At 47.8% G+C, this 12,266-nt stretch carries 9 protein-coding genes and 1 riboswitch; of the genes, 3 read left to right on the top strand and 6 right to left on the bottom strand.

Annotated features, from left to right (window positions below):
• Positions 1–48 precede the first annotated feature (48 nt).
• Together RF007C_RS04830 and RF007C_RS04835 are read right to left on the bottom strand one after the other, a co-directional pair.
• Positions 49–1,440: a peptidoglycan-binding protein gene (locus RF007C_RS04830; protein ID WP_037297721.1), complete on the bottom strand. Its 1,392-nt coding sequence runs from the start codon at positions 1,438–1,440 to the stop codon at positions 49–51.
• A gap of 3 nt (positions 1,441–1,443) precedes the next feature.
• Positions 1,444–2,121 carry a carboxypeptidase-like regulatory domain-containing protein gene (locus tag RF007C_RS04835; protein WP_242836272.1) on the bottom strand — a complete coding sequence of 226 codons (678 nt, stop codon included), beginning with the start codon at positions 2,119–2,121 and terminating at the stop codon, positions 1,444–1,446.
• A 223-nt stretch (positions 2,122–2,344) separates the two neighbouring features.
• Between RF007C_RS04835 and RF007C_RS04840 the strand changes: the two genes are divergently transcribed.
• The 3 genes from RF007C_RS04840 (at position 2,345) to RF007C_RS04850 (ending at position 5,085) form a co-directional block, all read left to right on the top strand.
• Complete coding sequence (locus tag RF007C_RS04840; RefSeq protein WP_037297726.1) at positions 2,345–4,072, top strand: GDSL-type esterase/lipase family protein; 1,728 nt, start codon at positions 2,345–2,347, stop codon at positions 4,070–4,072.
• Between the two features lie 80 nt (positions 4,073–4,152).
• Positions 4,153–4,578 (top strand): hypothetical protein, encoded by a 426-nt coding sequence (locus RF007C_RS04845; protein ID WP_037297729.1) that lies wholly within the window; start codon positions 4,153–4,155, stop codon positions 4,576–4,578.
• Between the two features lie 36 nt (positions 4,579–4,614).
• Positions 4,615–5,085, top strand: a complete 471-nt coding sequence (locus tag RF007C_RS04850) for a peptidylprolyl isomerase (protein WP_019678068.1) — start codon at positions 4,615–4,617, stop codon at positions 5,083–5,085.
• Between the two features lie 64 nt (positions 5,086–5,149).
• Here RF007C_RS04850 and RF007C_RS04855 read toward each other — a convergent pair whose 3' ends face one another.
• The 4 genes from RF007C_RS04855 to RF007C_RS04870 form a co-directional block, all read right to left on the bottom strand.
• Positions 5,150–8,293 carry a GDSL-type esterase/lipase family protein gene (locus tag RF007C_RS04855; protein WP_037297732.1) on the bottom strand — a complete coding sequence of 1,048 codons (3,144 nt, stop codon included), beginning with the start codon at positions 8,291–8,293 and terminating at the stop codon, positions 5,150–5,152.
• Positions 8,294–8,545: 252 nt separating this feature from the next.
• Positions 8,546–8,974: a hypothetical protein gene (locus RF007C_RS04860; protein WP_037297735.1), complete on the bottom strand. Its 429-nt coding sequence runs from the start codon at positions 8,972–8,974 to the stop codon at positions 8,546–8,548.
• An 11-nt stretch (positions 8,975–8,985) separates the two neighbouring features.
• A complete protein-coding gene (metK, locus tag RF007C_RS04865) occupies positions 8,986–10,170 on the bottom strand; it encodes a methionine adenosyltransferase (protein WP_037297738.1) in 1,185 nt (394 codons plus the stop codon).
• Between the two features lie 61 nt (positions 10,171–10,231).
• Positions 10,232–10,334, bottom strand: a riboswitch (SAM riboswitch).
• Positions 10,335–10,836: 502 nt separating this feature from the next.
• A complete protein-coding gene (locus RF007C_RS04870) occupies positions 10,837–12,249 on the bottom strand; it encodes a sensor histidine kinase (protein ID WP_037297953.1) in 1,413 nt (470 codons plus the stop codon).
• Positions 12,250–12,266 lie beyond the last annotated feature (17 nt).

The raw sequence follows: 12,266 nt of genomic DNA on the forward strand, positions 1-12,266 counted from the left end.
TCACTCCCTCTGATAAACGCAGAATCATTACGTCATGCGCTCCGCATTTTACTTAATGGTATAGCCGGGGTTCTGATATGGACGCTTGTCAAAGCCATAGCGTAAATCGGAATATACTCCCGCTATGCTGTCCCATGTTACAGCGCCGACTATACCCGTAGGATCTATACCGAACTGTCGCTGAAAAGCTGTCACGGACTGCTTGGTAAGAGGTCCGAAATAGCCTGTGTCACTTACGGCAGGTATATCGGAATAGCTCCTGTTTATATAGGTCAGGTACTGCTGTATTATCTTCACGGAGTCTCCGCTGGCTCCCTCACGGAGAACTGTGCCCGGATACAGTGCAACGGAGGTATACTGAGGCGGAACGCTCTCGACTATACCCTGATAAGCTCTGTAAAGGTCATTTCTTGTTGCTCTGTCGGCAATGCCCGTCTGAGGGAGCCCGAACACCCTCTGGAAGGACTTCACCGAGCGCTCCGTCTGCTCGCCGAAATAGCCTGTTATTTCCACGGGTATAACCGCTTCGTAATAAGCTCCGATGACCGCAAGGTAGTATTGCAGCATACTCACTTCTATCGACTGCATACCTATGTGCAGATCCTCTGCAAACTGAGGCGAGATCTCATCGAAACGTACTCCCTCGGAATCAAGCTCAGCCAGCCGCTTCACACTGGTATAGATATAGGTTATCCTGTACCATGTGGCAGCGTCCACTGTTCCCGTGACTTCAAGGCCGAACACCTGCTGGAACTTTCTCACCGCAGCCTCAGTGGGAGTATCGAACACGCCGTCTGCCGCAGGTATCTTTGGTATAGCAGGATAATTCCGTGATATACGATTGAGCCACACCTGTATATACTTCACCTCGTTGCCGAAGGAGCCGTTCTTCAGCTCTATATCGGGATATGAAGGCATAGCTGTCTGCACGGGAGCGTTCTTCACTATGTCTATATCCTCGCCGTAGTAATACTGAAGTATCTCATACGGAGTAAGCCCTCTGTTGGCAAGACTCACAGTCCCCCACTGGGAAAGTCCCGCACAGGTAGTGGTAGTGCCGTTGCAGAAGGACGTGAAAAGAGGCTCGATACTTCCGCTCCTCCTTATATAGTCGTTGAAAAGCTCATCAACAAGATAACTGATATTCTCGAAATACTCCCTGCCGTTGATGAACTTCTGGTCAAACTGAGTTGTCGCGGTAATATCGAAATCATAGCCCCTTGAGCGGTACCATTCCGTATAAATACGGTTCAGCGCAAAAGAAACAATGGCATAAATATTTGCACGGAGAGCATTTTCGGGCCATGTGGGGTATATCTCACTGGAAGCCACATTTTTCACATATGAAGCAAAGCCCACCGTCACATCGGGCGCTCCCGAATCGGGATAGCCCAGATGTACGGTTATGGTCTCGGGTATAAACGGAGTGCCTGTGAGCATATCTCACTCCTTTCCGCTGCCGAAGCTCGGCTCAGCATTGTAATATGTCACCGTATCGTCGGCGCTGTTCATCATAAGCGGCAGGGGGATAAGGTTGAAGTTCTGGACTGAGGTTATGCCGGAAAACACAGGAACATCAACACTTCTCGCCCTGAAAAAGCCCTCCGCGGTAACGGTGACATCAAAGAGTGCGTAAGGTCTCTCAGAGGGATCGGGAGTACCGGAATGAACGCTGTCAGGTACAGGCAGCTCAAATCGCGGAGAAACTCCGCTCTCGTCGGTGAGTCCCGAAGCAAGGATGAGTCTTTTCCCGTCAACTACCGCAATTACGCTCACAGCAGCCCCCGACACCGCCGAGGAATCCTCTCCGGTACGCACATTCACCAGTATATAGCCCTTTTCACTGTCTATAAATGCTTCAGAATAATACTCAGGAGGCACGCTGTCCTCCTCTGTGACAGTTCCCGCATCCGTGTCAAGTCCCGAAAGATCCGGCTCGGGATAGCGGCTGTTGTAATCCTCAGTGCCATTTTCATCAGTAAACTCGGAATATGCCGTATCATCGGGAGCGTCAGCGGTCTGTCTGTTCTGTTCTACGGGCTTATCAGCAACGTTCCGCATGCCATAGAGCTTCATAAGCTCCTGCTTGTATTTTTCTGTATCCATATCTCTGCTCTGCATAATATCTCCTCCCGATAAAGCATATGCGATGCTCCTGTATTTTATGCTCTTTACGCAGCTGTTCGTTTTTTAATGATATGTCAACAGTAACCGCTATTCTACAATAATATTCCTCATCTTTAAACAAGCCGCTCCGCCCGGCCGCGATTTTACAAAATGTTATTGAACTATCCACTTGCCGCATTGTATAATTGAATTAATACATAGTAAAGGAGAAGGGAATATGAAAAAAAGCATTGCGGCAGCCCTCACGGCCGCACTGGCTGTTACAGCCGCGGGAAATACCTCTTCGTCAGCTATAAGATACACCCCCGAGGAGCTTAATGCTCTGGGAAGCTTCCTGCTGGGCAAGTCCGCCGTGGGAAGTGCTGACCTCAACAGCGACAGTGTATGCGACATATTCGACATGGTAGCCATGAGACGCTCTTTCACATTCTCCTCGGGTGAATTCAAGGATACAGTTGTCGCTCCCACAGAGGAATACGTTAATATGGTCAACCGCAATGTATTCTCGGAGGGCACGGCATGGCTGGTACAGAGCGGCGGAGCAGTAGAATTCAACGTAAGCCGTGCACGATCCGTAACTATAACCCTCAAGGGTGACGGCTCAGAAAAGAACGACGCCGACCATCGTCCGCGCTATGCCATACTTGTAAATAACGATCCTGTAATGACAGAATGTCTCTCGGAAAGCGAAAAGGAGATCACCGTCTTTGACATTGATACTCCCATAGACGCAGAAATAAAGGTAATACATCTCTCCGAAGCCAATAACGGAGCTGTGGGCGTGAGCTCAATAAAGGTTAATTCAGACTCTGTCACTCCCATTGCACCCACTCCGGAAAAAGATCTTTATATTGAATTCGTGGGAGACTCCATAACCTGTGCATACGGCGTAGAGGGCAAGGATCAGTATGAGGGCTTCAAGACCTCCACTGAAAACTTTATGAAGTCCTATGCTTACCTTACTGCCGAAAAGCTGGGCGCAGAATACAGTACAGCCTGCTACAGCGGCTACGGAGTCGTCTCGGCATACTCCTCAGACGGCAGCAGGAATACAAGCGGCCTTCTTGGCGACTGCTACGACTATGCAGCGGCTCAGGGCAGCTTCAAGGTGCATTGGAATCACAGCTCCCGCCCCGCTGACGTGGTCGTGGTTAATCTCGGAACCAACGACAATACCTATGTGAGCAAGGACTACGAAAAGAGAGGCCCCGAGTTCACGGAAAAGTACGTTGAACTCCTTGCAAAGATACATAAGGCTCAGCCCGAAGCAGCTATAATCTGTACTGTCGGCACTATGGGCTGTTCGGAGATGTTCCCATATATCGAAGACGCAGTGGAGCAATTCCGCAGAACCTCTAGCATGGGTGACAGGATAACCGCCTATCTCTCCGCAACTCAGGATATGAACAGCGATGGCCTCGGCTCCGACTGGCACCCCACATACACTACTCAGCAGAAGGCCGCAGCAGTACTTGCCGATAAGATATGCCGTATGATCGGCAGAGAGTCGGACCAGGTAGGTCTCGACGTTTCGGCAGATGCAGAGTTCACCGCAGCTCTTGACAAGAAGGTTGGCGCCGACGCAGCAACATACTTCTCGGAATATGACCGTTCCTTCTGGGTAAACGTGGTGACAGGCGGCAGTGATGCCAATGATGTACAGGCAGTTCTCTCCCCCATCGGCCTGAAAAAGAACGGAAAGTATAACCTCTCCTTCAGCGCCACAGCTCCCGAGGGCAGCAGCCTTCCAGTGGAGGTAAGAAACAAGGACGGCTCAAGGATTTACTTCAGGGGAACTTTTGTATCCAAGGGAGAAAAAACTCCCTTCGAAGCTGATTTCATCTGTCCCGATGATGTTTCCGACGGCGAATTTGCTCTGTTCATGGGCGGCAAGGACTATACCAGCGTCACTATCTACAGTCTGAAGCTGATAAAAACAGCCTGAGGCTCACTTGACATTTCGTCCCGTTTGGATTATAATATGTGTAAACTGTTCCCGGCTTATGCCGACGAAGGGAGAATGTTATGAAATTCAGCACATTGGTTGCTATCGCAATAGGCTTCGGAGCACTTATAATGGTGCTCATGGCAAGCAGATCCTGCGCCAAAAGCGTTGCAGAGACAAGAAAAAACGAAAACAGAAACAATCTCGTGACCACACATCCTGTTACAGATCAGGCATTTACGGATAATTATACCGATTACTACTCAGAAGAATTATCCTCGGAGGAGTCCACAGAGATAGAGTATGAAACTGTTACAAATATGCTCGGAGAGGTCGTTGAGACTATCCCCGTTACTTCTCCCGAAGAAGCAAATATGCCTACTACTACCCTGTCAATACTTGAAGAATACGCTAAAAGCAAGGGAGAAACGCCAAGCTCTGAGGTACAGACCACTACATACGAATATGTAGAGCCGAAATATGATGTTACGCTTGTCATTGACTGACAAAGCTGCAAGTATAAATTTACGGAGGAAAAAAACATGGTAATCATCGAAATGGAAAACGGAAAGAAGATCAAGATAGAGCTTTATCCCGATATTGCGCCTATCTCATGCGAAAACTTCGAAAAACTGGTAAAGCAGGGCTTTTATGACGGACTCACCTTCCACAGAGTTATCCCCGGCTTTATGATCCAGGGCGGCTGCCCCAACGGCACCGGCACAGGCGGTCCCGGCTGGCAGATCAAGGGTGAATTCGCAGCAAACGGCGTAAAGAACGACCTCAAGCACACAAGAGGCGTACTCTCAATGGCTCGTTCAATGATGCCTGATTCCGCTGGCTCACAGTTCTTCATTATGCACGAGGACGCTCCTCACCTTGACGGCAATTATGCTGCATTCGGTAAGGTAATAGAGGGAATGGACGTTGTTGACGAGATCGCAGAGTGCCCCACAGACTACAACGACAAGCCCACGACTCCTCAGGTAATGAAGAAAGTAACCATCGAATAATACGGGAGAATATCCCGAAAAGAAAAGGCTTCACACGAATGTGAAGCCTTTGTTTTTATATCGTTTACTTCAGATATGCGGCAAGTCCGCTGATATTCTGATTTCTTACCTCTCCCGCAACAAGTCCCGCAACTACATCCGCACCCTTTTCACAGAAATGAGTACCGTCTGTGGAACCCGCAACAGCTCCCATAAGGTGATAGCTTTTGGCTGTATCATATCCTACGGAGTTGTAATGGTTTACCATAAGGGTATTCAGGTCTATACAGGGTATGCTGTACTTCCTTGCAAGATTGTAGCAGGCAGAGTTGTAGTCGGTATAGGTGTTCACGAATCTGCCATTTGAATAAGCCTTCATACCGATGGTAGTAGTAACAAGTATGGGAGTTGCGCCCTTTTCCTTCGCAGACTTGATGAACTCTGTCATATACCACTCGTATGAGCCGTACGAGGGATTATCCACATTACCGCACAAAGGAGAGTATCTGTCCTCATTCGTCTTGTCCGCATCGTTTATGGCAAATTGTATCATTACGAAATCGCCCGACTTGAGACTGTCGGCAATGGTCTGCCATCTTCCCTCATTGTAGAACTTCTTGGTGCTTCTTCCTGCTATTGAGTGATTTGAAACAGTCAGATTGCTGTTGAAGTAGTTCTGGAGATAATAACCCCAGCCCTGCTGAGGAGCATATCTCGCACTGTAGTTCTGTACAGTTGAATCGCCTGCGATATAGAGCATATGCTGACCGCTTACGGTCTGTGGCTCCTTTGAAGGATCATATATCTCAGCATAGGGCTCGTCCGTAAGAATGAGCTCGATGTAGTCGAAATTCGGTCCGCCCTCAGACATAGCCGACTGGAACATTATACTGTTGGTGCCTGCCTTAAGGGGAAGAACTATTCCGTATTCCTTCCAGTCGGACCATGAACCTGTTCCGGGGAAGGACTGCATCCAGCAGATATCTATATCGTTGTTTACGAATATCTTCATTTTACGGTCGCTTTCAACACCGTTTGCAAAGCGTATATGCGTCATATAGTTGCCGTCCTGCGGTACATTGACTGTAAAGGAGATATTGCTTTCTATGGTATTATCAAGGTTCACATAACCGTCCGGCCTTGTATAGCCTGCATTGACAGTCTCTGTAATTCCTTTGTTCCACTGCTGATCCGCTGCGAAATACTTCACAGGCTCGGTGGAAACTGTAGTCGCGGGAACTGTTGTGGTCTCCGTGACTGTTGTGGTCTGTGCAGGCTGCTCATACTCCTTGGGAGGCAGAGTCTCAAGACCGATCAGGTATCTCTGTATGAAAAGAGCGTCATTGGCTGTAAGTCCCACAACGTCCTTGTCAACATCGCCGTTGGAATAGCCCTGTCTGGTGATATGCATGGGATCCGTTCCATCAACGCCGTATTTATTCGGATTTGCAAGCGCCTGCATAATGAGGATAGCGTCCGAAAGATCTACGGAATCACTGAGATTTGCGTCTCCGGGATAACGAACGAGAACAGGCTCCTGAGACTGCACAGTGGTCGTGACAGTTGTAGTTGTGGTGACCGTAGCAGTAGTGGTAGTGGTGGTAACGACAACATCCTGTACCTCGATCATTTCCCATTTCTGGCAGTTATGACCGTTTACCTCCCACTGCTGGATATTTGCACCGTTATTTGTATAAGCGCTGGCGACCTCCACTGCGGAAGCGTCCCTTGTAGCTCTTGTAAGAATGCTCACTGTGCCGTCACCGTTGTCGCGAAATCTGAAGAACTGGTCGCTGTAGCCGTTCTTGTCGGCAACTACAATATTTGCACCGTTATCCTTGCTGCCGTTGTCCACATAGAGGTAAAGATCAGCGTTCGAAGGCTTGATATAGAAGTAATCTCCCGTAGCCTGTTCGCATTTCCATGTATTATGGGGCTGAGACGATGATGCTCCCCACTGCTGAACATTGGCGCCGCTTGCTGTGCTGCCGTCAGCCACTTCCATATAAAGGCCGCTGTTCACGTTCCTGAACATATAGCTGACATCTTCCTTTGGGTGGATATAATCTCTTTCACCTATTTGAAGCTCCTGCTGCATTATCTCGGCGATCTTCTGAGCGCCCATCTTGCTCTGATGAAGATCATCTCCTGTGTTGTCAGCCTTTATGGCGTAGTATGAAGCCATACCGTCATATCCCACAGATAGTCCAAAATCCTGCCACTTTGTGAAGAGATCCACGACCCTGACATTCTGTTCGCTGCCGACCTGATCCAGCTTATCGCCGAACCATCGTCCCGTAAGCAAGGGACTGCGGGTAAGGTCGCCGCGTCTGCCCTGCTGCTTGACAAGTACGACCTCCATGCCCTTTGCCTTGCACTTTTTGACCATATCTGTCACTGTCGCATAGTATTCTTCCTTATTGGAGTAATTTCCGTCATTTATTCCGATAGAAATGATATAGTAGTCCCCTGCCTTGCCGTAGGTCTCAATAGGAGCAAACTGTCCGGCGTCCACAAAGCCCTTGGCGTACTGTCCGCTGGTAGCCATATTACGGACATCATAGCTTCCTGCGGGAAGCTGGCTGCCAAAGAACTGTCCCCACCCGTGCTGAGAGGTATCCGCACAGTTATAGTAATTGGCAACGGTGGAGTCGCCGCATATCCAAACCGTAGGCGGCATAGTTCCCGTATCATTGAGCTTTGTTATCTCAACTGCGGCAATGGACTGTTCCCTGTTGCTCATGCCCTCAACAGCCTGTATATTCAGCTGGCCGTCAGTAACGGGAATCTTTACAGTCTCAACAGCACCTCTTCCTGTGAGGTTCATCATTTGAACCATGCCCTCGAGCTTTATGGTAGTTCTCGGAGCATTTCCGGTAGTGACCTTAACCTCGTAAAGTCCCTTCGGAAGGTCCACATTGAAGGTATTTCCCGAACTGCCGTCCTTGAACTTTACAGCATCTGCCACCACTCCGCTGCCTCCGGCGCTGACATTTTCCACGTTCCATGTCTGTGCAAAGCCGTAGCCTCTGCCAGAATTATATCCATCCGAGGCAGATACTCCCGTAAACCCGCCGGCAGCTCCGCTGCCTCCGAAATCGAATTTCCAATCTGACTGAGCTGCCTCAGCCTGCAAAGGTTTTATCCGTTCAACATTTTCAAGACCGGCAAAGGCTGACAGAGAGAATGTCAGGGAGATCAGTCCGCCAAGAAGTTTTCTGAATTTCATATTACTCCTCCAATTCCGTACAAAGTACGCATAATTATCTATAGTAATTATATCACCGTGAATAAATCAAGTCAAGCATAAGCGTATGCAGTTTTGAATTTTTAATATGCTTTTTTGTATCATTTTAACAATGGTCCTGTATAATTTATATAAGAGAAGGAAGTATTCTCGAAAGAATTGAAATATTAAAAGTTCAATGTACAATAAACCGAAAAGCCCGAAAGCAGCGCAAACTGCCTTCGGGCTTTGATTTTACTGTTTTATCTCCGTTTTAGTCTTATTCTGAATGAGCTTGAATTCGGTATGAGTCGCCCTTTTCTTTGAGGGATCATCCTCATCAGGGGCCACGGAATGTACTGTCAGCCTGATGTCGCTGAAGCTTTCAAGCACCATCGAAAGGCGGTATACTACCTCGCGGAGGATCTCCGTCTGATGAGCCATATATATACGTCCCACAGCAGACTGGGGATTGCTCTCAAAGAGAGCAAACATAAGACTGAGCACGTGCTCGCAGCTCTTTGGAGTCTCCATGACTCCGTTTATCATTTTGAATTTCATATCAACAGAGCCGTCATCAGCCACGAATTCAGCCAGCTCGGAATTTGTAGCATATCTGCTGAAAATATCGAGAAGCATGGCATTTGTGAACTTCAGCTCAGCATAGTTCTCAAGCTCAGTCATAATGAGCCTCCTTATGAAAGAGCAGCCTTAAGAGCGTCGATCCTGTCTGTCTTCTCCCAGGCAACGCCAAGATCCTCACGTCCCATATGACCGTATGCAGCAAGCTGTCTGTACTGGGGCTTTCTGAGGTCGAGCATCTCGATGATAGCTGTGGGACGAAGGTCAAATACCTTTGCAACAGCATCTGAGAGCTTCTCCTCGTCAACCTTTCCTGTGCCGAAGGTATCAACAAGGATCGAGATAGGCTTAGCAACGCCGATAGCGTATGAAAGCTGTACCTCACACTTGTCAGCCAGACCGGCAGCAACAATGTTCTTTGCAATATATCTTGCAGCATAAGCAGCGCTTCTGTCAACCTTCGTAGGATCCTTTCCGCTGAAAGCTCCGCCGCCGTGACGTGAATATCCGCCGTATGTATCAACGATGATCTTACGTCCTGTAAGGCCACTGTCTCCCTGAGGACCGCCTACAACGAAACGTCCGGTAGGATTGATGAAGAACTTTGTATTGCCGTCCATGAGTTCTGCGGGAATAACAGCCTTGATAACGTACTCCTCTATGTCCTTGCGGAGCTGATCGAGAGATACATCGGCAGAGTGCTGTGAAGAAACAACAACTGCATCAACTCTTACCGGCTTGCCGTTGTCATACTCAACAGTTACCTGTGACTTACCGTCGGGACGAAGGTAACGGAGAGTACCGTCCTTGCGCACCTCAGTAAGCTTCAGTGAGAGCTTGTGAGCAAGTGAGATAGGGAGGGGCATGAGCTCGGGAGTCTCATTGCAGGCATAACCGAACATGATACCCTGATCTCCCGCACCATTGGAAAGACCGTCCGACTCGCTGTTTTCTTCTCTGTATTCAAAAGCCTCATTTACACCCATAGCGATGTCAGGTGACTGCTCATCAATGGAAGTAAGAATAGCGCAGGTGTGGCCGTCAAATCCGTACTTGGCTCTGTCATAACCGATATCAATAACTACCTGACGAGCGATCTTCGGGATATCTATATCAGCCGATGTTGTGATCTCTCCCATACAGAGCACCATGCCTGTGGTCACACAAGTCTCACAGGCAACGCGTCCAAGCTTGTCCTGCTCAAGGATAGCGTCGAGAACAGCATCGGAGATCTGGTCACAGATCTTATCGGGATGTCCCTCAGTAACCGATTCGGATGTAAAAAAGCACTTACTCATTAATAATACCTCCTGAAAAATAAAAGGCTCCTCAATCCGAGAAGCCATGATAACATAACGTTCCTCATCTTCCGGATAAAACCGCAGGAATTAGCACCTTCGACTCAAAGGTCGGGTTGCTGCGGCTTCACAGGTCCTGTTACCTCCGCCGCTCTTGATAAGGTTATGAATGTATTATACACCCTTCGACAATATTTGTCAATAGGAATTTTCTCATATACAGGAAAAAAACGTACACAAAACAAATGAGCCTCCTTTTCAGGAAGCTCATCTGCCATGATATAGGGATTATTGGGGATTTAATAATTTAATGTTGGGGTAAACATTAAACTACCATGAAAATCAGCTTCGGGATATTCTCCCTCAGCAACTATATTATAGCATAGGATTATGTATTTTTTGTGAAAAATCTAAACGGGCAGTAAACAATATTATCAACAGTTTTTGTACTTTTATATGGATATTGCATAATATATCTTGAGTTTGTCCACCCAAAATCTACTCTCTGTAAATTCGCCCCTACGAATTATCGCCTGTTATTACATTTCAGGTTTTGGGATAACTCTTATGAGGTTCAAAGGAACGGAAACAGTTCCGTCAAAACCTGTACCGCAGTCACGCACTCAGGTACTTCCCTGCCGCTGCGATTTATCCATATTGCTTTTATCACTGCTTTTTCACATCACTGATCTTGAACCAGAACGTAGACCCCTTTCCCAGAGTACTTCTCACGCCGTAGTCATAATTATGCATTTTCAGCACGGCCTTGACGATGGAAAGTCCCAGACCTGTGCCGACAACCTCGCGTTTGTGGTTCTCGGAACGGTAATACTTGTCGAAGATGAGCTTTATCTTGTCCTCCTCGATACCGTCGCCGGTGTCCTCCACCTCCACAATAACGCCGTCCTCCGTATTGATCTGACGTACAAACACCTTTTTATCCTTGCCCGTGTAGTTGATAGCATTATTTATAAGGTTATATATTACCTGCTCTATCTTAACCACATCGCAGTATACGGTGCGTTCCTCATCGGGAGTAAAGGTTATCTTGTAGCCGTTCTTCTCGGACAGTCCCCTGAAGCGGTCCATTATCTCGCTGAGCTTTGAGCTTATGCCGAACTCAGAGGGATTGAGCTTCTGTTTGCCGCTTTCCAGCTTGGAAAGATCCAGCATATCATTTACAAGAAGTGCAAGTCTGTCCGTTTCGCTGATGATTATTTCAAGATGCTCATTGCGCTTAACGGGATTATCTCCCGAAAGATCACGTATCATCTCCGCATATGCCTTCAGCATTGTCAGCGGTGTCCTAAGATCATGGGAAACATTGGCAATAAGGTCTCTCTGCATGGTATCCACCTTTGAGAGCTCCTTTTCGGCATATGTAAGGGTATCTGCCAGCTGTTTTGTCTCCAGATAGCCCCTGCCGTCAAATTTCGTATTGAAATCGCCCTTTGCAAGGTTTTCCGCCGAGGCAGTTATTCTGTCGATAGGAAGAGCCAGACGCCTTGAAAGATATATCGAGATAGCAAATGCAAGAGGTATCAGTATCACAGTGATCAGCAGGAGCTGACGCTTTATCAGGTCAGTGGTAGCGCCTACGGGCACCAAAGCCGAATTTATGAGCAGATATCCGTCAGGAGAAGACGTATCCCCAAGAACACAGCCGAATACCAGCATATCCGCATTTGTTTTCGGATTGATTATAGTTCCGCTGACAACGCCGTCATTTGTCTCGTTGATCTTGCTGATAAGGTACAGATTCTTATTCATCTTGCCGTGGAGCACACATTCTCCCAGAACATGGCTCGGCTTGATCTCTCTGCCGTACCTGTCCAGAACCTCTATGCAGACATCATTCTTTGATGCAACGCTGTCCATAGTCTTGTAGAATGCAGCTTTGTCATTCGGCCAGTACTTGTCATAAGCATCGTCAATGATCTCCATGCTTTTCCTTGACGCAGATACACGCATTGTCTCGTACAGATTTTCCAGAAAGAATATCTGAAAAAACCACAGAAGGCCGAATACTGCCACGATAAACAGCATAAAATACAGCCACACTTTGAATTTCAGCGGCATTCTGTTCCCGACGTGAC

Origin of the sequence: Ruminococcus flavefaciens 007c (assembly GCF_000571935.1) — a bacterium.
Classification (GTDB): domain Bacteria; phylum Bacillota; class Clostridia; order Oscillospirales; family Ruminococcaceae; genus Ruminococcus; species Ruminococcus flavefaciens_F.

What these genes read in the sequence shown, in the direction of transcription:
- RF007C_RS04860 (WP_037297735.1), bottom strand. Translation starts at nt 8,974, where the DNA reads ATGACTGAGCTTGAGAACTATGCTGAGCTGAAGTTCACAAATGCCATG.
- RF007C_RS04850 (WP_019678068.1), top strand. Translation starts at nt 4,615, where the DNA reads ATGGTAATCATCGAAATGGAAAACGGAAAGAAGATCAAGATAGAGCTT.
- RF007C_RS04855 (WP_037297732.1), bottom strand. Translation starts at nt 8,293, where the DNA reads ATGAAATTCAGAAAACTTCTTGGCGGACTGATCTCCCTGACATTCTCT.
- RF007C_RS04845 (WP_037297729.1), top strand. Translation starts at nt 4,153, where the DNA reads ATGAAATTCAGCACATTGGTTGCTATCGCAATAGGCTTCGGAGCACTT.
- RF007C_RS04830 (WP_037297721.1), bottom strand. Translation starts at nt 1,440, where the DNA reads ATGCTCACAGGCACTCCGTTTATACCCGAGACCATAACCGTACATCTG.
- metK (WP_037297738.1), bottom strand. Translation starts at nt 10,170, where the DNA reads ATGAGTAAGTGCTTTTTTACATCCGAATCGGTTACTGAGGGACATCCC.
- RF007C_RS04840 (WP_037297726.1), top strand. Translation starts at nt 2,345, where the DNA reads ATGAAAAAAAGCATTGCGGCAGCCCTCACGGCCGCACTGGCTGTTACA.
- RF007C_RS04835 (WP_242836272.1), bottom strand. Translation starts at nt 2,121, where the DNA reads ATGCAGAGCAGAGATATGGATACAGAAAAATACAAGCAGGAGCTTATG.
- RF007C_RS04870 (WP_037297953.1), bottom strand. Translation starts at nt 12,249, where the DNA reads ATGCCGCTGAAATTCAAAGTGTGGCTGTATTTTATGCTGTTTATCGTG.